The sequence below is a fragment of the Pseudomonas sp. HP_14 genome (genome assembly GCF_055283875.1).
Genome location: NZ_JBTOQI010000046.1, coordinates 57,244 through 80,240, shown reverse-complemented (window position 1 = coordinate 80,240; position 22,997 = coordinate 57,244). Strand labels below are relative to the sequence as shown.

General features: G+C 56.5%; 17 protein-coding genes, 1 tRNA gene and 1 pseudogene. 9 read left to right on the top strand and 10 right to left on the bottom strand.

Annotated features, from left to right (window positions below; genetic code table 11):
* Window positions 1-71: 71 nt before the first annotated feature.
* The 4 genes from pqqF to ACYASS_RS25840 all read right to left on the bottom strand — a co-directional run bounded on the left by pqqF (window position 72) and on the right by ACYASS_RS25840 (window position 5,728).
* On the bottom strand, window positions 72-2,351 hold the full coding sequence (gene pqqF, locus ACYASS_RS25855; RefSeq protein ID WP_463588195.1) for a pyrroloquinoline quinone biosynthesis protein PqqF: 2,280 nt from the start codon (window positions 2,349-2,351) through the stop codon (window positions 72-74).
* Between the two features lie 119 nt (window positions 2,352-2,470).
* Window positions 2,471-3,277 (bottom strand): carbon-nitrogen hydrolase family protein, encoded by an 807-nt coding sequence (locus tag ACYASS_RS25850; protein ID WP_463588194.1) that lies wholly within the window; start codon window positions 3,275-3,277, stop codon window positions 2,471-2,473.
* Between the two features lie 15 nt (window positions 3,278-3,292).
* On the bottom strand, window positions 3,293-4,972 hold the full coding sequence (locus ACYASS_RS25845) for a flavin monoamine oxidase family protein (RefSeq protein ID WP_463588193.1): 1,680 nt from the start codon (window positions 4,970-4,972) through the stop codon (window positions 3,293-3,295).
* Window positions 4,973-5,266: 294 nt separating this feature from the next.
* Window positions 5,267-5,728, bottom strand: a complete 462-nt coding sequence (locus ACYASS_RS25840) for an Lrp/AsnC family transcriptional regulator (RefSeq protein ID WP_122664219.1) — start codon at window positions 5,726-5,728, stop codon at window positions 5,267-5,269.
* A 408-nt stretch (window positions 5,729-6,136) separates the two neighbouring features.
* Here ACYASS_RS25840 and oxlT point away from each other — a divergent pair, with 408 nt between their 5' ends.
* Together oxlT and ACYASS_RS25830 are read left to right on the top strand one after the other, a co-directional pair.
* Window positions 6,137-7,429, top strand: coding sequence for an oxalate/formate MFS antiporter (oxlT, locus tag ACYASS_RS25835; RefSeq protein WP_463588192.1), 1,293 nt, complete (start codon window positions 6,137-6,139; stop codon window positions 7,427-7,429).
* Window positions 7,430-9,019, top strand: coding sequence for a gamma-glutamyltransferase family protein (locus tag ACYASS_RS25830; RefSeq protein WP_463588191.1), 1,590 nt, complete (start codon window positions 7,430-7,432; stop codon window positions 9,017-9,019).
* A 115-nt stretch (window positions 9,020-9,134) separates the two neighbouring features.
* Here the strand turns inward: ACYASS_RS25830 and ACYASS_RS25825 are convergent, their stop codons facing one another.
* Together ACYASS_RS25825 and ACYASS_RS25820 are read right to left on the bottom strand one after the other, a co-directional pair.
* Entirely contained in the window at window positions 9,135-10,178 is a 1,044-nt protein-coding gene (locus tag ACYASS_RS25825) for a methyl-accepting chemotaxis protein (RefSeq protein ID WP_463588190.1), read from the bottom strand.
* Between the two features lie 403 nt (window positions 10,179-10,581).
* Window positions 10,582-11,655 carry an FUSC family protein gene (locus ACYASS_RS25820; protein WP_463588189.1) on the bottom strand — a complete coding sequence of 358 codons (1,074 nt, stop codon included), beginning with the start codon at window positions 11,653-11,655 and terminating at the stop codon, window positions 10,582-10,584.
* Between the two features lie 168 nt (window positions 11,656-11,823).
* On the opposite strand from ACYASS_RS25820, the gene ACYASS_RS25815 reads away from it, so the two are divergent.
* The 7 genes from ACYASS_RS25815 to ACYASS_RS25785 all read left to right on the top strand — a co-directional run bounded on the left by ACYASS_RS25815 (window position 11,824) and on the right by ACYASS_RS25785 (window position 16,882).
* Window positions 11,824-12,444, top strand: a complete 621-nt coding sequence (locus tag ACYASS_RS25815) for a YjfI family protein (protein ID WP_463588188.1) — start codon at window positions 11,824-11,826, stop codon at window positions 12,442-12,444.
* Window positions 12,445-12,459: 15 nt separating this feature from the next.
* A complete protein-coding gene (locus ACYASS_RS25810; RefSeq protein ID WP_463588187.1) occupies window positions 12,460-13,167 on the top strand; it encodes a PspA/IM30 family protein in 708 nt (235 codons plus the stop codon).
* 94 nt (window positions 13,168-13,261) lie between these two features.
* Window positions 13,262-13,816 (top strand): rhomboid family intramembrane serine protease, encoded by a 555-nt coding sequence (locus tag ACYASS_RS25805; RefSeq protein ID WP_463588186.1) that lies wholly within the window; start codon window positions 13,262-13,264, stop codon window positions 13,814-13,816.
* A 47-nt stretch (window positions 13,817-13,863) separates the two neighbouring features.
* Window positions 13,864-14,532, top strand: coding sequence for a DUF2491 family protein (locus tag ACYASS_RS25800; protein WP_463588185.1), 669 nt, complete (start codon window positions 13,864-13,866; stop codon window positions 14,530-14,532).
* A gap of 12 nt (window positions 14,533-14,544) precedes the next feature.
* The gene (locus ACYASS_RS25795) at window positions 14,545-14,970 is read left to right on the top strand and encodes a DUF350 domain-containing protein (protein WP_463588184.1); all 426 of its coding nucleotides are present in this window, start codon (window positions 14,545-14,547) and stop codon (window positions 14,968-14,970) included.
* 26 nt (window positions 14,971-14,996) lie between these two features.
* The gene (locus ACYASS_RS25790) at window positions 14,997-15,710 is read left to right on the top strand and encodes a DUF1190 domain-containing protein (protein WP_243244386.1); all 714 of its coding nucleotides are present in this window, start codon (window positions 14,997-14,999) and stop codon (window positions 15,708-15,710) included.
* Window positions 15,711-15,724: 14 nt separating this feature from the next.
* Window positions 15,725-16,882: a glutathionylspermidine synthase family protein gene (locus ACYASS_RS25785; protein WP_463588183.1), complete on the top strand. Its 1,158-nt coding sequence runs from the start codon at window positions 15,725-15,727 to the stop codon at window positions 16,880-16,882.
* A gap of 169 nt (window positions 16,883-17,051) precedes the next feature.
* On the opposite strand, the gene ACYASS_RS25780 is transcribed toward ACYASS_RS25785, so the two are convergent.
* The 4 genes and pseudogenes from ACYASS_RS25780 to rpoD all read right to left on the bottom strand — a co-directional run bounded on the left by ACYASS_RS25780 (window position 17,052) and on the right by rpoD (window position 22,956).
* A complete protein-coding gene (locus ACYASS_RS25780; protein ID WP_463588182.1) occupies window positions 17,052-17,534 on the bottom strand; it encodes an SHOCT domain-containing protein in 483 nt (160 codons plus the stop codon).
* A 114-nt stretch (window positions 17,535-17,648) separates the two neighbouring features.
* Window positions 17,649-17,725: transfer RNA gene (locus ACYASS_RS25775), tRNA-Ile, on the bottom strand.
* A gap of 15 nt (window positions 17,726-17,740) precedes the next feature.
* A pseudogene (locus tag ACYASS_RS25770) lies at window positions 17,741-20,683 on the bottom strand (sensor domain-containing protein); the annotation flags it as partial.
* A 422-nt stretch (window positions 20,684-21,105) separates the two neighbouring features.
* Window positions 21,106-22,956 carry an RNA polymerase sigma factor RpoD gene (gene rpoD / locus ACYASS_RS25765; protein WP_122666922.1) on the bottom strand — a complete coding sequence of 617 codons (1,851 nt, stop codon included), beginning with the start codon at window positions 22,954-22,956 and terminating at the stop codon, window positions 21,106-21,108.
* Window positions 22,957-22,997: the final 41 nt, after the last annotated feature.

Here is a 22,997-nt window from a genome sequence, read left to right as displayed (position 1 = left end):
GCTATGTTACTTAATTTAACAAATTCTGGCTGTCGGATTCGTGAACAAAGCTTTTGCAGCTTTGGTAACGATCAAGCTGCGTGCCAAGGGTTTTGCGGGCTGTTTGTCAGGCAGAGCCAGCCGCCCACTGTTTGTTGAAGGCTAGCAGCGGCTTGCAACAAAGTGTGCCTGTCGAGGTTTCGTAATGTTTCATGCAGTGCGGACAGGAACTGTTCGTCACGGCCAGCCAGATGCGCTTGCCAGTGCAACTCGGCTGCTTGCGGGGTTTGCATGACGTTGACGTCCAGCTGCGCGATCAATGCTTCAGTCTGAACGGCAAGGTCGGCGCTATTTAGCCACTGAGGTAAATCGTTCAGGAATTGTTCGATGTGCTCGATCAACTGCGGCACTGAGGTATTAGGCGACTGGACGCCGAAGAGTATTCCCGTTTGTCCGGCGGTTTGCCGCAAGCCGCTGAAAACCGCATAGCCCAATTGCAACTCGACCCTTAGGCGTTGGTAGAACGGACCTTGGGCCAGATGAGCCAGTAACCGCCATGCAGCTTCGTCGGCGATGGAAGAAGAGGGCGTGGGGCAGAACAACAGCACGGCGCTTTCTGAGGACGGCGGTGCGCCCCCTTGCCAGTGTTTACCCGGTGCCAGCGCTGGCGCTCGCAGTGTCTGCTCGTCGCGCTGGCCCGGCGTACTGCGTAAGACGCTGTTCAGCGCAGGGAGCGTTTCTTGTGCAAAGCCTGACGTGAAGCTGATCCACTGCGTTGCTGACCAGAAGGTCTGAACATCGCTGATCTTGTCAGCGGGCGCGGCGTTCAGATAGCAATCTGGCAGGGTTTTGAGCAACTGCCGGATTGGAATCAGGGCAGCTTCATCGCTTGGTTGGCCCAAGCGCGCCAGGTCTGCATCTTCTGGAGCGCTGAGTTTTTGTAACGCATGCTTGAGGATTTCGGGCATCGGTGCGTCGAGGCCGCTGAGCTTGAGTTGCCAGTAATGGCCGTACGCACTGAACTCAAGATTGACGCCTGCTTGCTTCGCATCCTGCGCCAGGGATTTAAAGCTCTGATCAAACATTCGCCACAGCGTGGGTTGTGGGGACGGTAGATGCCAGCGCAGATAGAGCGCCCCTTCGTAGCCGTTACTTGGTACGGTCAGGAACGGGTTGGGTTTCGGGAATTGCCAGTGGATTTCTGAGGTGTGTGTGCCTGGTTGAATCTGCTCAAGCAATGCGATCAGCGCTGTGCAGCCTTGTTCGGACAAGCCTTGCGGCAAGTTGCGGGCGTGGTGGTGCGCCAGTTCCAGTGGGCCGCTGACATCCAGTTGTCGTTGCTGAAGGCGGTTGTAGTCGTCGCGTTGGGATGGCCAATGGGTTTTGAAAGCGCAGATCCAATCCGGAATAAGCGCCGACGCAATCGCGAGCAAGCTCACTCCTACAGGAAATGGTGATTCATCTGTAGGAGTGAGCTTGCTCTCGATTGCGTCGACCTTGATAAAAATCTGACCAGAAAACTGATAAACCACTTCCGCCTTCCACGCATCAACCACGCCCTCCGCCCGGCTGCCATTCAGGCAATGACACAAAAATGCAGCGGCCTCGTCTGCTCCCTCAGGTAAATCCTCACAGGCCACAAGCAGTTGCTGATTGGCACTGACAAGTATTCGATGCTCATCATCTACCAGCTTCGGCGGCTCAGCTTGCGCAACCTTTACGCCACTGGCGAAGCCCGAGCCGTACGTCATCGCCAGCCGTTTTAGCTCCTCCAGCGTCTGAGGCCCCGTCAGGCATAGGGTCATTTGCCCTGCCTGATAAAACCGCTGATAGAAATCCTGCAACGCCAGCTGAAACGCCGGACGCGGCACCGGCAAGCTGTAGCGATTGCCTGCATGAAAGGCGCGCAGTGGATGGTGGGCCGATACGTGCTCCAGCAACTGAATTTGCTGACGCGATGTTGCGTCGCGCGACCAGGCGATGAACTCGGCATGCAGCACTTCGCGCTCGCGCAGTTGATCGGCCATGGTCATCCGCGGGTGAGCGAGCATGTCGCACAGGCGTTCCAGGCCTTGGGCGAAGACCGGTTCTGGCAGTTCGAAGAAAAAATCGGTGGTGCGTTCACGGGTGCTGGCATTGATCTGCCCGCCATGACGCTGGACGAAGGCCATAAGTTTTTCGTCCCCGGCAAACTGCTCGGTGCCGAGAAAGAACAGATGTTCCAGAAAGTGCGCCAAGCCAGGCCATGCAGCCGATACGTCATGACTCCCTGCCGCCACCCGCAATGAAGCGGCGCAGCGCTTGAGCCGTGGCGCATGGCACAGCACGACGTTCAGGCCGTTGGCGAGGGTCAGGTGTCGTGTGACGAGCATGATGGGGCTGCCAGGGGAAGAGCGATCATGCTAACGCGGCAGAGCGGTAGGAGCGAACTTGTTCGCGAGAAGGGCTACGCGGTGTGTCAGGTACGGGCGTCTCGCGAACAAGTTCGCTCCTACCGGTCCTCAATTACCAAGCCGCCATACAACTCCGGCCGTCGGTCATTGAAATAGGTATTGATCGACCGCGACTGCTCCATCACCTGTCGATCCAGCGTGCCCCAGATCAGCACTTCATCCTGTTGCGCCACGGCCATGCGGCTGCCGTCCGGGGCGCAGAGGCTGCTTAGCCCGCAGTAATGAATGTCGCCTTCGCTGCCACAGTAGTTGGCGTAAACCACGTAGCACTGATTCTCGTAAGCCCGCGCACGCACAGTCACTTCGGCGACAAAATCGTAGGGCGCCATGTTAGCCGTCGGCACCAGGATCAACTCGGCACCTTCCAGAGCCAGGCGTCGAGTGTTTTCCGGAAACTCCACGTCGTAACAAATCAGAAAGCCCAACCGCCAGCCGTTCAGTTCCACAACCGGAAAGCGGTCTTCGCCAGGGCTGAACATCGCCTTGTCCAGTTCGCCGTAAAGATGCGTCTTGCGATAGTTACAGAGGGTCTTGCCGTGGCCGTCGATCAGCTGAACTGAGTTGTAGATCAGGTCGTCAGCACCCAACTCTGGATACCCGTAAAGGATCGCAATATCGTAACCCTTGGCTATCGCGGCGATGTCACCCGCCGCAAAGCCATCGCTGGGCTGCGCCAATGCGCGTGCTGCCTCTGCACCAATGTTGTAACCGGTGAGGAACATCTCCGGGCACACCAGTAGCTCTGCCCCAATGGCCGCCGCCTCCCGAGCCTGATCATCCAGACGTTGCAGGTTGCCGCCGATATCCAGTGGCAATGGCGGGCATTGGTAAACGGCGATGCGCATGGTCGAGCCTCTTGTTCAGTCGGCGAGGGCGATGGGGCCAATTTCGTGGAATACATCGCCGGGGCCTGGGTTCTTGGCGTGGGTCTTGCCGCCGAAGTGGGTCATGATGCCCCACACCGCATTCAGTGAGGTCTGTACGGCACCTTCAACCCATGCGGGCGTCCAGGATACGTCGTCACCGGCGATGAACATGCCGCGCTGTTCCACGGGCATGTCCTGCTGCATGAAGTGCGCATACATGCGCTGGTTATAACGGTAATGCCCCGGCAAGGCGCCCTTGAAGGCACCGAGGAAATGCGGGTCCGCTTCCCATGAAACGGTAATCGGGTCGCCGATGATCCGCGCTGCGATGTCGACTTTAGGGTAGATCTTTTTCAGCGCGTCGAGTGCCAGTTTGACCCGCTTGTCGATGGGCTGCGGCAACATCTTCAGCGCATCGCTCATCCACGAGTAGGACAGACAGATCACGCCGGGCTTGTCGTCGCCGTTATCAAACAGATAAGTGCCGCGGGTCAGGCGATCCGTAAGCGTCATGCTCATCAGGTCGCGGCCGGTGTCCGGGTCTTTATCCTTCCAGAATGGACGGTCGACCATCACGAAGGTTTTCGACGATTGCATGTAGCGTGTACGGTCCAGTGCCATCCACATCTTCTGTGAGAACAACGATTCTTCACATTCGATCTGAGTGGTCAGCAACCAGCTCTGGCAGGTGGTCAATACGGCGGCGTAGTGGCGAGTGTCGCCCCAGTTGTCGGTGACGGCCAGAAGACCATCTTCGGCCCGGGCAATACGTTTCACTCCGGTTCGCGGTGCACCATGATGCAAAGACGCAAGGCTGGTGCCTTCGGGCCAGTGGGCGCAGTGCTCCGGTGCGTGACGCCAGATACCCAGTGGTACTTGCTCTACCCCGCCGACGATCAGGTGCTGATGATCGTCGCAGTTGGTCATGACCACTCTGAAGATTTCCAGCATCGAGTTGGGGAAATCCGAATCCCAGCCGCCGGTGCCGAAACCGACCTGGCCGAAGACTTCGCGATGGTAGAACGACAGTTTGGCGAATGCTTTGGAGGTGGCGACGAAGTCATAGAACGTACGGTCGTCCCACAGCGGAACCAAGGTGTTCCACAGTTCTTTGAGGCGCGGCACATCGCGGTCGCGGATGGCTTGCTGAATGTCCTTGAAGCCCGAGCCCTCTTCCAGCGCATCCGCCCAGGCGTCGGCTACTTCCTGAAACATCGCGGGCAAATCAGACAGTTTCTGCGCGTAGTAAGTAACGCCTTCGAGATCGATAACAGTACTGCCCGAGGCGGCAGTGAGGGGGTTGGGAAACGGTTTTGATTCCAGACCGAGCTTATCGACGTAGTGGTAGAAGGCGGTGGAAGACACCGGAAAGCGCATGCCCCCCAGCTCCGCAATAATGCCTTCAGTACCCTCAAAGGCTTGGGAGCGCAAACGGCCGCCCATTTTCGATGCTTCGTAAACCACGGGTTTCAGGCCCAGTTTCATCAGCTCATAGGCTGCCACCAATCCTGCGATCCCGGCGCCCACGATCGCTACTTCCTGACCGTGATTTTCTGCGGGGATACTGCCCAGCCCGGCGGGATGCTCGATCCAGTCGTCGAAAGCGAAAGGAAAGTCCGGACCGAAGATGGTGATCGGCTTCTTGCCGTCTGCGGGGTGGCGATTGTTTTTCATGACTGACCTGGCTGGCACGCGAAAGGGACAGTCTAGACAGGAGCTGAGACGTAAATAAGACGCAAAGTGTCGTCGTTATGCAGTGGTTTTGTGCGATGTGACGAAGTTGATAGTCGCTTTGACTAAAGCTGTCGGGTTGAACGCACACCCCTGTAGGAGTGAACTTGTTCGCGAACGGCTTTGCAGCAATCGTCAATCTGGCAACGCGATTTCAGCAAATGCACCGAGTAGTGGCCATTGCTGCCGCTGCGCGCCAGATCGCGAACAAGTTCACTCCTACCGGGATTCGTCGTTCTAAACAGGCTGCCCGCGATCAATCTTGCTACTCAGGATGATCGACGTCGTGGTCTTTTCGACCCCATCAACGCTGCCGATCAGGTCCAGCAACTGGTCCAACTGCTCGGGTGAATCAGTGCGTAGCCAGGCCACATAATCAAACTCACCACTTACAGCGCAGAGTTGCTGAACCTGAGCCAGGCTGCTCAGGCGGCGCAGCACCTCCTTGCCCGAACGCGGTTGCACGGTGATGCCGACATAAGCCTGCAAACCGCCGTCGACCACGCGCTGACTCAGCCGCACGCCGTATCCGGTGATGACCTTCGTGCTTTCCAGCCTGGCCAGTCTGGACGTCACGGTCGTCCGGGCAATGCCCAACTGCCTGGCCAGCATTGCCACGCTTTCACGGGCATTGAGTTGCAAGGCCGCAATCAATTGGCGGTCGATTTCATCAAGAACTGGCTGGCGCGTCGTGGACAAGAGCATCTCCTTCAAGGCAGCAGGCATATTACCTGTGGTGGCTGCCAATGGGAGCAGCGAGCTAAAACGAAGCAGAAGAATCATTCTGGTGCGCGCCAAATGCGTCGGTAACTGCACTAAAAAAGCCAATGTGTCCGTTAAGCGACGTCTTGTGTCTTGCCAGCGTTAGAGGCATCCGGATTGTAGGCGTAGAGTGAAGGTCGTTAATAAGTTTCCTGCAACTATACTTTAAGCATTGTAATGCCGTTATTTCGACTGCGGCTTCGGAAGTTTAAAGTGTGGGCGATTGTTTTTTATAACGTTGGTCGGCGGGGCAAGTTTCGTGGCTTCTGTTGTGTTCGCTTAAATAATATTGGCATGCCACTTGCTGAGCAAGACACATAACCCACTTGCACAGTGAGATTCGTTATGGTCAGCAAGACGCTTACGCTAGAGCAGTCAGCCGTCGGGGCTTTCAGTTCGCGGTGGTATCAACTGGTTATCGGCATGGTTTGTATGATGGCCATTTCCAGTCCGCAGTATGTGTGGACATTATTTACCGGGCCATTAACGCAGAAGCTGGGTGTTTCATTGGCCCAAGTGCAAATAACGTTCTCGCTGTTAATTATTCTGCAGACCTTCTTTTCACCGGCCCAAGGCTGGTTGATTGATCGCTTTGGCCTGCGCAAGTTGATCGCCACAGGCTGTGTTCTTTCCGGGTTGAGTTGGGTGCTGGCCAGTCAAGCGAGTTCACTGACGTCGCTGTATTTGAGCTATGGCCTGTTGGGTGGGCTCGGGACAGGCATCGTGTATGTCGGGATAGTGGGCTTGATGGTGCGCTGGTTTCCTGACCGTCGCGGTCTGGCGGCGGGCGCGGTAGCGGCGGGCTATGGCATGGGCGCCATGCTCACGACTTTTCCGATCAGCAATAGCCTGAAGGATGTCGGCATGGAGTCGACGCTGATGACCTTTGGCCTGATCCTTGGGGGCGTTGGTTTGCTGGCTTCGCAGTTCTTGCGGCAACCGCCTGCGCAAGTTGCCGAGCAGCCGGTGCCGATTGTAGGCAAAGTTGTGGCCGATATCGCTCCGCGGCAAATGCTCAAGACGCCTATCTTCTGGCTGATGTTTGCGATGTTTACCATGATGTCCACCTCGGGCCTGATGGTCACTTCGCAAATGGCCAGTTTTGCCAAAGACTTCGGCATGACCAATGTGATGGTGATGGGTATGGCCGCATTGCCATTGGCGTTGACGATCGACCGGATCTGCAACGGGCTGACGCGTCCCTTGTTTGGCTGGATCTCGGATCGCTGGGGCCGGGAAAACACCATGGCCTTCGCGTTCTTCTTTGAAGGCGTCGCCATGACATTGTGGTTTTTGACCATCGATAATCCAGTCCTTTTCGTGCTGCTGTCGGGCGTAGTGTTTCTCGGCTGGGGGGAAATTTTCTCGCTGTTCCCGTCGACGCTGACTGACACCTTCGGCAGTAAAAATGCCACGACCAACTACGGCTTCCTGTACATGGCGCAGGGCATTGGCTCTATCTTCGGCGGTCCGGTCGCGGCACTGCTGCACCAATATGCAGACAGCTGGATTCCGGTGTTTGCCGTGGCCATTTGCTTCGACATCATTACTGCGGCACTGGCCTTGTTCGTTCTCAAACGCATGCGCAGTCACTGGCTGGCGAAGAACACTGCACAGCCTGTAACCCAAGGAGTCTGAATGCTTAATACAACGCTCGCTGCCCGAGGCATCGCCGTCGCACCTCATAGCCTTGCTGCGCAATCGGCACTGGCGGTATTACGCGATGGTGGCAATGCCATTGAGGCGATGGTCGCGGCTGCCGCTACGATTGCGGTGGTGTATCCGCACATGAACAGTTTGGGTGGCGACGGCTTTTGGCTGATTGTCCCGCCTGAAGGCGAACCGATTGCCATCGACGCCAGCGGCCCGGCTGGTAGCCTGGCGACAATGGAGCACTACGCCGGGATGACGCGTATTCCAGTTCGCGGCCCCGGCGCTGCGTTGACAGTTGCAGGTACCGTCGGCGGGTGGCAGGAAGCGTTGCAGGTCAGCGCTGAAATGGAAGGGCATCTGCCCCTGTCCCGGCTGTTGTCCGATGCGATTTTCTATGCTGATTCCGGAATCCCGGTCACGCCGTCGCAGCACTTCGCCACGACAAGCAAAAAGGCTGAGCTACAGGGTATTCCGGGCTTTGCCGAAACCTTTTTGCAGGAAGGACAGGTTCCTGCTGCGGGTAGCCTGTTCAAACAGACCCGTCTTGCGGGTACTTTGCGAATATTGGCTGAAGAGGGACTCGACAGCTTTTATCGCGGCGCTCTTGCCGACTCTATTGCCAAAGATCTGCAATCGGTGGCGGCGCCAGTGACGCGCAGTGATCTGGCTGATTATCGCGCCAGGCGTGTACGGGCGTTAACGCTCAAACACAGCGCAGGCACCGTGTTCAACATGCCGCCGCCGAGTCAGGGGTTGGTGTCGCAGCTGATCCTCGGCATTGCCGATCATGCAGGCCTTGGCCAGTGCGCGGCCGACAGTGCCGAGCATATCCATACCCTTGTTGAAGCCACCAAGCTGGCGTTTGCTGTGCGCGACGAGCACATCACCGATCCAGAGCACATGACTATTGATCCGCAGGCCTGTCTTGAGGCGAATTATCTGCACGCTTTGGCCGAACGCATCGACCCACAGCACGCCGCCGCATGGGGTGAAGGTAAAGGGCCAGGCGACACGATCTGGATGGGCGTCATCGACAGCAACGGGATGGCGGTGTCGTTTATCCAGAGCATCTATCACGAGTTCGGCAGCGGTGTTGTGTTGCCCGAAAGCGGCTTGAACTGGCAAAACAGGGGAGCCTCATTCAGCCTCGATCCCCACCACTTGCTGGCGCTGAAGCCGGGCAAGAAGCCGTTCCACACATTGAACCCTGCTGCGGCCCGTCTGGCTGACGGACGCACGCTGGTTTACGGCACCATGGGCGGTGATGGTCAGCCACAGACGCAGGCTGCAGTGTTCAGTCGTTATGCGGTGTTCGGTCAGCCGTTGCAGCAGGCCGTCACGGCACCGCGCTGGCTGCTGGGCAGAACCTGGGGCGACAGCAGCGACACGCTCAAGCTGGAATCACGCATTGCCCCCGAGGTGGTCGAACAACTGGCAGCGTGGGGGCATGAGGTTGAGATACTTGCGCCTTTTACCGAGACCATGGGTCATGCTGCTGCAGCGGTTCGCTTGCCCAATGGTTCTTTCGAGGGCGCGTTTGATCCGCGCAGTAATGGGGCGGCTGCGGGGTATTGAGTGTAGTCGCGCAGCAAACGTGGTCCCTGTAGGAGCTGCCGAAGGCTGCGAAGGCGGTGTGTCAGAATAAATGCATCGCAGCCTTCGGCAGCTCCTACATAAATATGATGACTCGCTACCCCTCTATCGCAGGCAATTGCTGCTCAATGACTCCCAGCCAACCCATTCCGGGATAGGTCTCGAAGCCGGGTGTCATTGAATAGCCCTGGATAAGATTGTTCGGCAGGGTGCTGTAACCGCTTGCCTGACCAGCCTTGACCTGCAAATCGACGTTTTGCCCCAAGTGACTTTGCGCATCGGAGCTGGCGATGACTTTGTGGTTTGCATCGATCAGCATCACCCGGCTGCGCGAGCGCTCTTCGTCACTCAAACGTACGCCGTTGATGATCGAGTCCGCCTGGTTTTTCCAGTCGAAGAAGATTCCGATGACACCAATCACCGGCGTCTGCTTGCCAGCCTTGCTGCGCACAGCGGCACTGAACGCACAGGTCTGGGAGCCGTTGAGCAGTGGCTCGACTGCTACTTCGCCCGCGAAATACTGATCGCCGGATGAGTGGCGTACCGCTTGTTTGAACCACGCTGCTTCAGCCACATTTGAACCGATGACCTTGCCAAACGTGCCCGGCCGACCCGAGGCAATGACGCGCCCTTTGGTGTCCGCGACCCAGATGTCCAGGTAAACGGTGTAACTGTCGAGAATGATCCCCAGGCGCTCACTGGCGTGGTTGCCGGTTTCCGGAGTCGTTGTGGTCAGCGCATCAACCAGCGAGGCATCGGTCGCCCACCAGCGAACATCACACGTGCGTTCGTACAGGTTGCGGTCGATGATCTCGATCATGTTCAGCGAAAGATCGGCCAGCCGCTGACCGCGTACGTCGAAGCACATACCGCGGCCCAGATCGGTCAGTTCGTTGACCGATGCTTGCAGATCCTGAGTCAGGCCGCTCGCGATTTTGGAAATCCGTTCAGAGATGTCTTTTACTTCCTCGGCTACCACAGAAAAACCCAGCCCGGCCTTACCCGCATGCGCCGCTTCAATCAGCGCATTGATCGCCAGCAGTCGCGTTTGACGCGTGATCATCTGTATATCGCTGACACCTCGATTCGCTAACGCTTCCACTTCTCGTGAGAGAGTGACGATCCGTTCGGGTTCGATCATTTTTTGTGTACTTCAAAGAGTTATTAGGCGGCAGCCTTCACATAAAAAATGCGCAAAAAAAGGTATAGAAAAAGGGGCTATTAATTGCCCCTTGGAGTGCGGAAGTTTGAACTTCCTCTCTGGTCATCGGCTGATGTCACCGTGCCTTTAGGCAAGCTATCGCAGTTTCGGGAATCTGTCATCTGCCGGTCGGAAAGTAAGAAGTATTTGTTATTTATGTCGTGAGAACGCCAGTTAATAGTCGTTTTCGGAATAAGCACACGTGTGAATTTGTAGTAGGTGTGTTTATGCCGAGTGAATATTTATGACGATAAGGTGACAGTATTTTAGAGGGAATAAAAAGTACCAAGACTCCAACCGTGACCAGAGCAAAAGCAGCCAACATTGTGATTGGCTGTACTGTTCAGATTTTCCAGCGTCTCGAGGTCTTCGCCAGCCGCTGTTGCAGGCCGTCAATGTTGCTCGCCAGTTGCAGCATCAAAAGGTGGTAACCGGTCAATTGCACAGGTATCGGATAACCCAGATCCGGCAGGCTGGTCTCCGAGGTGCGTTGCAGGCGCTCGGTGGCTCCGGTTTGCAGCGCACGAGCCATGCCGATCAACTGGCGACGGGTCTGACGAAACTCGGTATCCAGACGTGCACGCCATTCCGGACCAGCCGCTTGATCCAGATCGTCCGGCCGGATGTTGGCGAGGATCTCCAGTGTGCTCAGGCACATCCGGAAGTGCCCTTGAATGGCATCCAGTTCGACCATGGAAATTCGCACTTCCTTGGACACTGATGGCAGCAGCGAGCGCAGTTGCAGCATTGTCCCGTTGAGACGCGCCACTAACTTCAAGTGCTCATCAGCGGTAACTGGCTGGCCGTGGATGATGCGGCTATACACCTTGGCGCAGTCACGCAAGCCGCTGGCCAGGTTGTAGCGCCAGGAGAACACTGCGTACAGGGGCAGTGCGAAGGAGAAAGCCAGCGCCAGTGCGATACCGATAAGGATGTCGACTGTGCGCCACAAGCCGTCGCTGATCGGGTTATAACCATGGCCTGCGACGATGAACAACGTAATGGCTGACAGCAGAGCAGTGTACCCGCCCTTGCCGATCGCGTGATACGCGAAGAATCCGCACATGACTGACATCATTGCGTACGTCAGCAGCGGCATCTCCAGATAACCTTGCTGTACCACAACCAGCAATCCGAGCCCTGCGCCAATCAACGTCCCGTAGGCGCGCTCGACCGACTTTTTACGGATGTTGCCGTGGTGCTGAAGGCCACCAATCACGATGAGCATCGTGACCGAAGCCCATTCACCGTGGGGCAAGTTGAGTCCGGTGGTCAACAGAATCGTCACCAGCAGCCCGACCGCAATCCGCGCCGCATGGATCAGGCGTGCGTGGCGATAGCGGCGATAAGGATCCAGTAGGGGACGCAAAACGCGACGCAACCAGAAAGGCAAACGGAGAGAGCGGGAATTCGTCATGCGTTTAAAGACCGCGCGGTTTGGGAATCGATCCCGGAGGAGACGCGGGATGGCGTCAGTAAGCCACAGTTGCAGTGAAATGTTTCATCACATGTGAGGTGTTGCGCCTTGGAATTTTTGAGCGTAGCTTGCTCGGCTATCACATGTGATGTCTTGGAAGGCGCTCGGATGGCTCGAAAAACTTCAACCGACTACATGCGTGAAATGCGTGCACGGCTGACGGCAGCCGGGTACGTCAAAAGAGAGCTGTATGTGCTTCCTGAAAACGCTGAAGTCTTGAGAAACGTCGAAAAAGTGTTACGCCAGCCCTATTTGGGGAACCGCATCAAACTGGAGGAATTCATGAGCGAAAATACCAACTGGACCATCGACACGCTGCACTCGGCGCTCGTCGAACTGGACGTGGTAAAGAGTAATGAAGTCGAGTTGACGCTGGTCCAGGGGGCCGAGCCAAGCTTGAGCGTGACGATGAACAACTTCGGCGGCCTGCCGATCATCATTGCAATCGCTGGCGATCAGATTCTTGTGGATTGCGTACTGGTTTACGCCTCGCAGGTAAAAGACGTCGCTGCATTCAACGATACCGTATTGCGCAGTCGGGACATCTTCCCGCTGTCGTCCATTGGTATCGAAACCATGCCCAATGGCGAGACCGTCTACAGCATGTTTGGCGCACTGAGCGCGGCTTCTTCACTGACCGTCATTGTCCAGGAAGTATTTACCTTGGTAGACAACGTGATCCGCGCCGCTGATGCCTACGAAGATTTTTTAACAGTTGACTCACAGTAATCGGGAGACAAATCAATGAGCCTTTGGAAGAAAATGGTTACCGCTATGCGTGGCGGCGCCTCCGAGGTCGGTGAGGCAATCGTCGACGCTCAAGCACTACGAATTCTGGACCAGGAAATCCGCGACGCCGATGCTTCGATGCTCGCCGCTCGCAATCAGCTGATCCAGATCAAAGCCAAGCACAAGCTGTCCGTACAGCGTGTGGATGAGCACGACAAGAACATTGCTAACTGGGAACAGAAAGCCATTGCCGCCATGAACAAGGGCGAAGAAGGTCTGGCTCTGGAGTGTGCGGAAAAGGTTTCTGAGCTGACCGCACTGCGCGATCAGGAAAAAGCCGCTGCTGATCAGTTCGGCATTCAGGTCACCAAGTTGACGGCTCAGGTCACCAAGGCTGAAAGCCAGATCAAAGGTCTGCGTCAGCAAGCCGATATGGCCAAGGCGCGTGACAGCGTGCAAAAAGCGCAAATCAATGCCGCAGCGGCAACTGGCGGTGCCAATGGGCGCCTGGAAACTGCAGTGGGTTCGCTGGCGCGCATCAAGCAGCGTCAGGACGAGCAGGATGCCAAACTGGAAGCCGCAGAGGAACTCGCTGATGCTGCCAACGGTGGTGATCTCGAACGTCGTCTGCAAGACGCCGGTATTGGTGCGAAAACCGGTGGTGCTGCTGACGTTCTGGCTCGCTTGAAAGCGCAGAACCAAGGCGGTAACCCAGGTCAGTAACATCGTATAAAAAGGGGCAGGCGGAGATCCGTTTGCCCCTTTTTTGTCTGGCTGCATTTGTCGGGTTGTTTTGTCTGGTTCTAACGGTACCTACATGAATGTCGGAAACGGGCTACGCGTTATTCTTGGCCTGGCCGCTGTGATGATCGCAGTTCAGGTGATTAACTCGCTGACCGCAAACAGCCTGCTGAGCCATGGTCTGGTCCCCCGAACCTGGGAGGGGCTGCAAGGCATTATTTTTTCCCCGTTTTTGCACGGCTCTGTTCGGCATCTACTGAGTAATCTACTGCCCTTTATCGTGCTGAGCTGGCTGGTGGCAACTGAAGGCCTGCAGCGTTATGTCCGCGTGGTGTTGCTGGTAACGCTACTGGGCGGCCTGTTGGTCTGGGTCGTGGGCAGGCCGACGATTCATGTGGGGGCCAGCGGACTGATCTTTGGGTTGTGGGCTTATTTGCTGGCGCGCGCGTGGTTTCAGCGCAGCCTGATCAGCTTTGCCGTCGCCTTGTTCACGCTGGTCGGCTACAGCGGATTGGTCCTGGGCTTCATTCCCGTGCCGGGCGTCTCGTTTGAATCACACATTGCGGGTGCACTTGCCGGTATTGTTGTGGCCTGGCTGATGCACGCAAAAGGGCTGGTTGAAAATCCGTAGCGCTGAAACTCCAGACATCGCTCGCGCAAAATGAAAGGAAACGCATTATGAGTTGGATCAAACGAGCTTTAGGCCTGGCACCGCCAAAGCCACCTGCCGGGGCTACGTCATTAAACAGCGCAGCGTTGCTCGCACCGTTTGGCCTGGCGACCGGACGCATGCTGGATCTTGATGACTCGCTCAAGCTGCTGCTGGACGGGCATTCGGAACTGGTCGTCCCCAATGAAGAGGTCGTCTGGTCTGTTGGGCATGTTGACCTCGGACAGTCCATTCGCCTGGTGCGGTTCTACTTCGAAGATGAAGACTACTGGATGCAGGTCATGATGAACGGCCCTGCGGCTGAAGACGTTCAGGACGTTATCCTGTTCGGCTACAGCAGCGTTGTGACCATCAACAGCGAGTCGGAACTCAAACGTCTGGTAGGTCCTGAATCAAAGATCGGTTTGCCGGTGTATGAGCATGACGGCTGGGAGTACGAGCGTCAGTGGGGCACCGAACAAGGTCAGACTGAACTGACCCCGATGACCGAGGAAGTGGCCAACCCTGACGGCAGCTATCGTATCGAGCATCTGAGCATGTTGTACGCTCGCGACACGGGTTTGATTGATCGTCGTGAGTTTCTGCTGCTGTCTGTCGAAGAGGATGAAGAAGGTGTGGTCTCTCTCACTACTTCGGTTGGCGTCACGCTGCAGTCCACTGACTTCACCGTCATCTAAAAGGAAGTAAAAATGCTTGATGCGCTTAGTTTGTCCCTCAGCTTTCAGTCCGTGCTGAGCTTCATTATCTACATCATTGTGGCCGGTGGTTTGTTCGCTCTGTTCCAGATGGCCTACACCCGCCTGACCCCGCACAAAGAGTTCGTGCAGATTCGTGAAGGCAATGTCGCCGCAGCCGTAGCACTGGGCGGTGCATTGATTGGCTTCGCATTGCCTGCCAGCAACGTGATTACTTACAGCATCAGCGTGCTGGACGTAGTGATCTGGGCGGTCATTGCAGCTGTTGTGCAATTGCTGGCGTTCACTGCCACCAACTTTGTTCTCAAGGACCTCTCGGCTCGCATCACCCGTGGCGAACTGGCCGCTGCCATTTACGCGGCCAGCGTTTCGATCAGTGTCGGCTTCCTCAATTCGGCCTGCATGACGCCGTCGACCTGATTGCCCGTGATCGAAAGGAGTATTCGATGAGACGTAGTTCTTTGAAGCTGGTTCTGGCCAGCACGTTGCCGCTGGCACTCAGTGCATGCGGCAAGTCCGATACCGTTGATGTCACCGCGCAACAGACGTTCCCGACGGTACAAGCTTGCGTGGACCAAAAGGTTCCCGTAGACGTTTGCTCGGACGCTTACATGACCGCCTTGGCAGATCACCGTCGCATCGCGCCAACCTACGACAGTGCGTCCGCGTGCGAGGCAGACTTTGTGCCTGATTACTGCCAGCAGAACTCTGATGGCAAGTTCACCCCCAAGCTCGGCGGTTTCCAGCTGGAGCTATCCGGTCAGTTACCCAAAGAGCAGGTCGATGCGGCCAATGCTCAGGCCGGTCAGTCGGGGGGCTCTGGTTTCGCCAGCTCAGGCGTCAATGGATTCCTGATGGGCATGTTGGTCAGCAACATGGTCAATAACATTGGCGGCGGTGGTCGCTACAACTCTCAGCCGGTCTATCAGGAGCGTGACTCGCGCGGCGGCTACCAGTCTTCGACGCTTTCTCGTCAGATCGAGCGCGGCAAGACCTTCGGCAATTCCACTCAGGCGCGTACCAGCTCAACCGGTGCTTACACCAAGAGTACGCTGGGTCGTAACTCGTCAGTCTCGTCCTCGGTTTCCCGTGGCGGATTTGGCAGCCAGGCAACGGCTCGCAGTGGCTGGGGTGGCAAAAGCAGCGGTTTTGGCGGCTGACGGGAGCGCTAGCCATGAAAAAGATCAGTATCGAAGAGCGGCCTGACTGGCGCGCAACCGCCGAGCGTGAGGGGTTCGACTTTCACACTATCGACGGCGAGCGCTACTGGGATGAGCGCGCTTACTATCAGTTCACCGAAGCTCAGATCACTCGGGATATCGAAGCACCGACTCAGGAGCTTCATGCCATGTGCATGGACGCCGTCGAGCGGGTGGTGGAAAGCGAAGAGCTGTTGACCGAGCTGGCGATCCCGCCCGCGTTCTTCGATCTGGTACGGACTTCCTGGAAGGAGGGGCACCCACATTTGTACGGCCGCTTCGACTTCAGTTATGACGGCGTGAACCCGGCAAAACTGCTGGAAGGCAACATGGATACGCCAACTTCTGCTTACGAGGCTGGCGCATTCCAGCTCATCTGGCTGGAAGAGCAGATTGCCCGAGGCCTATTGCCTGCGCATGCCTCGCAGTTCAACTCGCTGGCAGAAGATCTGGTTCGTGCTTTCGCAGCCATCAGAGAGGGCGGGCCGTTCTATTTCTCCTCTATGTCCGGTTCAGCAGAAGACCGGGGCACCACCGAATTCCTGCGCAAGATGGCCGAACACGTCGGCATCGAAACCCGACACATCGACATCGAAGACATCGGCCTCAACTCACAGGGCCGCTTCGTCGACCTTGAAGGCCGCTGGATCGAGCGTATTTTCAAACTGCATGCCTGGGAGCACGTGTTCCACGAACCCCATGGCCAGGCGGTCCCGCAATGCGACACGCAATTCATCGAGCCCGCGTGGAAGTCCATCATCTCCAACAAAGGCATCCTGCCGCTGCTCTGGAAATTCAACGAAGGGCATCCGAATCTGCTGCCGACTTTCGTTGACAAAGACCCTCGAGCCCCTGTCCCGAAAGGCTGGGTACGCAAACCCTACTTCTCCCGCGAAGGCGCCAACATCGAAATCCGTACGCCGGGTGACGAAGTCATTTTCGAAGACGGCCCCTACAACGACGCCCCCTACATCCTGCAACAGTTCGCCCCGCTGCCACGCTTCGGCGACAGCTACACGCTCATCGGTTCATGGGTCGTGGGCGACCTGGCTTCAGGGATTGGCATTCGGGAAGACGATAGCCTGATCACCAAGGACAGCAGCCGGTTTTTGCCGCATGTTGTGGTGGATTGAGAGGAGGGGCGGGCAAATGCTTTCCGGAACTCGGTCTAGTGGATGAAGTCTTCGGCGGACGAAGGAGAGCCGCCGAGTCTCAATGTGCTCCGACAAGATCATAAGGACGTGGGTGGCTGTCGCCATTGATTAGGCGACGAGCTTATTGCGATGCTCTTTTTGAAGAGTGTTACATCCGCGAGAGCAAATCCGCTTTCTTGAGCAAAAACTCCTCCTCGGTGATCACCCCTCGATCTTTCAGGTCAGAAAGTTTTTGCAACGTCGAGGGAATATCATCAGTAGTAGAGAGTGCTCTTGCTGAGGTATGCAAGGCTGCCACGGCCTCCAGGATTATTTTTTTCAAGTGTTCAAAATCTGCCGTACTGCGTTTACCGAAGAGCATTGCATTGTCGTCATGGATGACTGCTTCTGCGCCTCCTCGAATAGCGACATCTCCAGAATGTATGACTTGGAAAAATGCTTTATAGAACAATGATGGAGGTTCCACACGAATGGCTGTGATGGAGGAGATTGGAATGTCTTTATTTCCTCTGCCCTGGCCCGTGAACTGTAGAAGCGCGCCAAGCCAGCCGGTGCGGCGGATGAGAACCTCAGTACCGGTGAAGGTAACCTCACCAGTCGATCCCTTGGCCGTGAAAGGTAAATTGCTCATTGCCGTACTCCCTTACAAAAATAGCGAGATTATCCTAACGGGAACGCGAAGACAGCGTCAGAAGCAGGAACATCGAAAACGAAAAAAGCCGCGCATTAGCGCGGCTTTTTAATTTGGTGGGCCCACACGGACTCGAACCGTGGACCAAGGGATTATGAGTCCCCTGCTCTAACCAACTGAGCTATAGGCCCTCAGTAGGCCGCGGATTATAACGGCGGTTTCGACGCTGTGCTATCCGAAAAGTCCGAAAGAGGCGTACGAAGAAATTTCGTGCTGAATTCATCGGGCGGGAGGGGGAGGCTGACGATGTAGCCCTGGATCTGTTCGCAGCCTTCATTGGCCAGGAATTGCTGCTGTTCGTTGTTCTCCACGCCTTCGGCAATGACGGTCAGTTGCATGCTGCGGCCCAGCGCAATAATGGCGCGGACGATGGCTACGTCGTGCGGGTCATCGGGCAGGCTGCGCACGAATGACTGGTCGATTTTCAGGATGTCCAGCGGTAAACGTTTCAGGTAGCTGAGGGACGAGTAGCCTGTACCGAAGTCGTCGATAGCCAGCTGTACACCAAGTGCCTTGAGCTTGTGCAGCACAGCCAGCGCTTCTTCTGCCTGGCTCATGATGAAGTTTTCGGTGATCTCCAGTTGCAGGCAGTCAGGGGCAAGGTGGTAATCCGAGAGCAGTTGCTCGATACGCGCCAAGAGGTTCGGCTGCCGCAACTGTGCGCCCGCCAGATTCACCGACAGCGCGCCGAAAGGTGCATAGCGTTTGTTCCATTCGTGCATTTGCAGACAGGCCTGCTCAAGTACCCAGTCGCCAATCTGCAGAATCATGCCGTTCTCTTCTGCCAATGGAATGAAGTGCTCCGGTGGCACTTCGCCGAGAGTGGGGTGCGCCCAGCGAATCAAGGCTTCTGCGCCGACCAGTCGTTGGCTGATCAGGCTGATTTTCGGCTGATAACAGAGGCTGAATTCATTACGCTCCATTGCTCTGCGCAACTCATGCTCCAGGGCTATCCGGGCACTGGCCTGGGAGGTGAGGTCTTCCGTATAGCTTTCGACGCGATTGCGGCCCTTGGCCTTGGAGCGGTACATCGCGGCATCGGCGTTTTTCACGACGGTAGCCACATCCTGACCATCTGTGGGGAACAGGCAGCTACCGATGCTGGCGCTCATGAAAAACTCATGTTCGCCCGCCTGGAACGGTGCAGTAAAACAGATCAATATTTTTGTCGCGATGGCTTCCGCATCACTAGGATGCAGCAGGCCAGGCAGCAGAATAATGAACTCATCTCCCCCCAGGCGCGCCACGGTGTCGATATCGCGCAGGTTCTCCTTGAGGCGTTGCGCGATCCCTTTGAGCAGCAGGTCGCCGACGGGATGGCCCAGGCTGTCGTTGATGTGTTTGAAGCGGTCAAGGTCCAGAAACAGGACTGCGCCGAGGCTATTGGATTCCAGGCTGTGGAGAAGGGCGGCTTGCAGGCGGCTCTCGAACAGCGTGCGGTTGGGGAGCCCCGTGAGCGGGTCGTGATGAGCCTGATAGTCGAGGCGTGCCTGAGCATGCTTGAGGCTGGAGATGTCGGCGAACACCGCAACGAAGTGGGTAATGAACTGTTCCTTGTTTCGTACCGCGCTGATCGTCAGCCAGCTTGGGTAAACCTCCCCGTTCTTGCGTCGGTTGCTGATTTCTCCCTGCCAATGTCCTTCTGCTGTCAACTGGTACCACATGGCGGCATAGAACGCGCTGTCATGCAGGCCTGAAGCGAGCAGGCGAGGGGTCTGCCCGAGGGATTCCTGCTCGCTGTAGCCGGTGATCTCGCTAAATGCGCGGTTGACAGCGTTGATACGCTGGCGGGTATCGGTAATCAGAACACCTTCGGCGGTACTTTCGAAAACGGTGGCGGCCAGTTGCAGCTTTTCCTGCATTTGATGGCGTTCGGTAATGTCTCGGGCAATGGTCAGCATGCAATCTTCGCCAGCAATAAGCAGCGGACGTGACGAGATTTCACACAGCCTGATCTGGCCGTCCTTGCGTCTGATGTGGCTGCGGAAATCACGGACGAAACCGTCGCGGTTCAGCAGCTCCAGGAGTTTGCCGCGATCGTTCAGGTTGGCCCAGATCCCCAGGTCCACCGTGGACTGATCAAGCGAGGCGGCGCTGTCGTAGCCGGTCATGCGAATGAACCCCTCGTTGATCTCAACAAGCAGGCCGTCGCGCTGTCGAGTTATCAGAAGGCCGTCAGGGGATGCGTGGAATGACTTGGCGAATTTTTCTTCAGACAGCTGAAGTTGTTGCTGAGCCTGTTTGAGCTGGGTGATATCGCGAACCACTACGACCACGGCTGGAGTGGAGTCCAGATCAAAAGGTTCGGCAGAGACAAGTCCGGAGAATGTGCGGCCGTCTCGTCGTCGAAATGGCATCTCAAGGTTGCGAATACTGCCTTTCTGAAGTCGCTCCAGCATCCCGGGGCCTACACCGGGAACGCCCCAGACGTCGAGTTCGGTGGGCGTCCTGCCAATGATGTCCTCCACCGGCAAGCCTATTTGCTCGACAAATGCGGTGTTCGCTTCCAGAACGGTCCCATCGACCAGGCTGGCTATCAACAGGATGTCCGGACATTGAGCAAAAACAGAGGCGAACTTGCCTTCTGAGAGTCGCAAGGCTTCTTCGATTTGCTTGGTTTCGCTGATGTCGATCATCAACCCGCGCATGACGGGTTCGCGACCGCGCTTTATAAGGCTGACAATGTCGCGCACCCAGAGCGTTCTGCCGTCAGCACTGATGACTCGGTAGTCCACGCTGTGATCGTTACCGGCCTTGGCCGCGTGGTTGCACAGTGCCTCTGTTTTTTGCAGATCCTGAGGGTGGACGATGCTGCGCCAGAAGCCTGGCTCTCGCCATCGTTGGAGCGGATAACCCAGTAAGCTCTCGGCTTGAGGTGACACGTAGTTGTAGCTGTAATCTCCCGGAGTGGCCTCCCAGGCAATAGCAGACAGGCTTTCAACCATGCCGCGATAGTGGTACTCGCTGCTTCGCAGTTGCTGTTCCAGTTCCATACGCCGTGTTATTTCGGAGCTAAGCTGGCGATTAACGCGAATCACGATGATGAGAACGGTGCAGAGCAGCAACAGACCGGGTAAGCCGTAAAGCAGAAAGGTCTCCCTGAACGATGTGCTATCGGCTGTTTGTTTGAAGTCCGGTTCTGGTTCCAGGGGTGTAAGTTGTGCGCCCGATTGGCTGCTTGCGCGTCCAGGTTCTGACTGGGTCATTGTCTCTGCAGACCCCACAAGCAAAGCTCCCGTTATGGATCCGGAACTAAAACCGTGGGTGTGGGGAGCAAACGTCAGCTTTTGCGCAAATGCAGAGAAATCCTCTGTGTGGGCGGTTGCCGGGGAGCCTACGGCGAAAACAAAAAGAATGGCCGGCAGGCGAATCATGGCAGCCTCATGATGGCGGATAGCAATTAGACAGAGTGTAGCCGTACTGAGAAAACCGTCACTCGAAGTTGAAAATTTTTGATCCGGAATGCAAAACCCCCAGCAGGGCCGGGGGTTTTGTGTGCAGCTTGTCTTGCTTACTCGTCGAGGAACGAGCGCAAGTGCTCGCTTCTTGTCGGGTGGCGCAACTTGCGCAGAGCCTTCGCCTCAATCTGACGAATACGCTCACGGGTTACGTCGAACTGTTTGCCCACTTCTTCCAGCGTGTGATCGGTATTCATATCGATACCGAAGCGCATGCGCAGAACTTTAGCTTCGCGGGCGGTAAGGCCTGACAGAACTTCGCGAGTGGCTTCTTTCAGGCTTTCAACCGTAGCGACATCGATTGGCGACTGCATAGTCGAGTCTTCGATGAAGTCGCCCAGATGGGAGTCTTCGTCATCACCGATCGGGGTTTCCATGGAGATCGGCTCTTTAGCGATCTTCAATACCTTACGGATTTTATCCTCAGGCATTTCCATGCGTTCGCCCAGCTCTTCCGGGGTCGGTTCGCGACCCATTTCCTGCAACATCTGCCGGGAAATACGGTTGAGCTTGTTGATCGTTTCGATCATGTGCACCGGAATACGGATGGTGCGTGCCTGGTCGGCGATCGAACGAGTGATTGCCTGACGGATCCACCAAGTGGCGTAAGTCGAGAACTTGTAACCGCGACGGTATTCGAACTTGTCCACCGCCTTCATCAAGCCGATGTTGCCTTCCTGGATCAGATCGAGGAATTGCAGGCCACGGTTGGTGTACTTCTTGGCGATCGAGATAACCAGACGCAAGTTCGCTTCAACCATCTCTTTCTTCGCGCGACGGGCTTTGGCCTCGCCGATCGACATGCGACGGTTGATGTCCTTGATTTCAGCAATTGTCAGACCGGTTTCGGTCTGCAGCGCGGTCAGCTTTTGCTGGCAACGCTGAATATCAGGCTGCAGACGGGCAATGGCTTCAGCGTATTTGCTTTTGCCTTTAGCCAGTGCGTCAGTCCAGCTTTCGTCGACTTCGTTGCCTGGGAACTGGCGAAGGAAATCGGCGCGCGGCATACGTGCATCACGTACACACAGCTGCATGATGGCGCGTTCCTGAGCACGCAAGCGCTCAAGTGCGCTACGAACACGCTCGACCAGACCTTCAAACTGTTTAGGAACCAGTTTGATCGGCATGAACAGCTCAGCCAGCGCAACCAGCTCGGCAATTGCCTGCTTGCTGTCGCGACCATGCTTTTTCAGAGCCTTGCGGGTGATTTCCATCTGATCGGAAACTGCACCGAAACGCTGCTGGGCGATGATTGGATCAGGACCGCTTTCGACTTCTTCTTCGTCGTCAGAAGATTCGTCCTTCTCTTCCTCGTCGTCGTCGCCTTCGGCAGCCTTGGCTGTTTTCGGGTCGGCAGGCGGCGGGACTTCAGCTGGCGGCGCAATGCCGTCATCCGGGTCGATGTAGCCGCTCAGTACGTCAGACAGGCGACCGCCTTCCGTCGTAACACGGGTGTACTCGGAGAGAATGTGGTCAACCGTGCCAGGGAAGTGCGCAATTGCGCTCATCACTTCACGGATGCCTTCTTCGATACGTTTGGCGATTTCAATTTCGCCTTCACGGGTCAGAAGCTCGACCGTGCCCATTTCACGCATATACATGCGCACAGGGTCAGTGGTGCGACCAATGTCGGTCTCAACCGCTGCCAACGCTGCGGCCGCTTCTTCTGCGGCTGCTTCGTCGGTATCGGCGTCGGCCAGCATCAGGGCGTCCGCATCCGGGGCACTCTCGTGTACCGGGATCCCCATGTCGTTAATCATGCGGATGATGTCTTCCACCTGCTCGGGATCTGAAATATCCTCAGGCAGGTGGTCGTTGACCTCTGCGTAAGTCAGATACTTCTGCTCACGACCCAGGGTGATCAACTCTTTGATACGAGACTGCTGTTGCGCTTTTCCGGACATAACACCCTATCCACTGAAGGTCTTGGCGGGCAAAAAACAAG

Coding starts and splice junctions, on each gene's coding strand:
- ACYASS_RS25850 (WP_463588194.1), bottom strand. CDS start 3,277: ATGCGCATCGCCGTTTACCAATGCCCGCCATTGCCACTGGATATCGGC.
- pqqF (WP_463588195.1), bottom strand. CDS start 2,351: ATGCTCGTCACACGACACCTGACCCTCGCCAACGGCCTGAACGTCGTG.
- rpoD (WP_122666922.1), bottom strand. CDS start 22,956: ATGTCCGGAAAAGCGCAACAGCAGTCTCGTATCAAAGAGTTGATCACC.
- ACYASS_RS25800 (WP_463588185.1), top strand. CDS start 13,864: ATGAGTTGGATCAAACGAGCTTTAGGCCTGGCACCGCCAAAGCCACCT.
- ACYASS_RS25805 (WP_463588186.1), top strand. CDS start 13,262: ATGAATGTCGGAAACGGGCTACGCGTTATTCTTGGCCTGGCCGCTGTG.
- ACYASS_RS25845 (WP_463588193.1), bottom strand. CDS start 4,972: ATGAAAAACAATCGCCACCCCGCAGACGGCAAGAAGCCGATCACCATC.
- ACYASS_RS25810 (WP_463588187.1), top strand. CDS start 12,460: ATGAGCCTTTGGAAGAAAATGGTTACCGCTATGCGTGGCGGCGCCTCC.
- ACYASS_RS25795 (WP_463588184.1), top strand. CDS start 14,545: ATGCTTGATGCGCTTAGTTTGTCCCTCAGCTTTCAGTCCGTGCTGAGC.
- ACYASS_RS25815 (WP_463588188.1), top strand. CDS start 11,824: ATGGCTCGAAAAACTTCAACCGACTACATGCGTGAAATGCGTGCACGG.
- oxlT (WP_463588192.1), top strand. CDS start 6,137: ATGGTCAGCAAGACGCTTACGCTAGAGCAGTCAGCCGTCGGGGCTTTC.
- ACYASS_RS25780 (WP_463588182.1), bottom strand. CDS start 17,534: ATGAGCAATTTACCTTTCACGGCCAAGGGATCGACTGGTGAGGTTACC.
- ACYASS_RS25790 (WP_243244386.1), top strand. CDS start 14,997: ATGAGACGTAGTTCTTTGAAGCTGGTTCTGGCCAGCACGTTGCCGCTG.
- ACYASS_RS25825 (WP_463588190.1), bottom strand. CDS start 10,178: ATGATCGAACCCGAACGGATCGTCACTCTCTCACGAGAAGTGGAAGCG.
- ACYASS_RS25820 (WP_463588189.1), bottom strand. CDS start 11,655: ATGACGAATTCCCGCTCTCTCCGTTTGCCTTTCTGGTTGCGTCGCGTT.
- ACYASS_RS25830 (WP_463588191.1), top strand. CDS start 7,430: ATGCTTAATACAACGCTCGCTGCCCGAGGCATCGCCGTCGCACCTCAT.
- ACYASS_RS25785 (WP_463588183.1), top strand. CDS start 15,725: ATGAAAAAGATCAGTATCGAAGAGCGGCCTGACTGGCGCGCAACCGCC.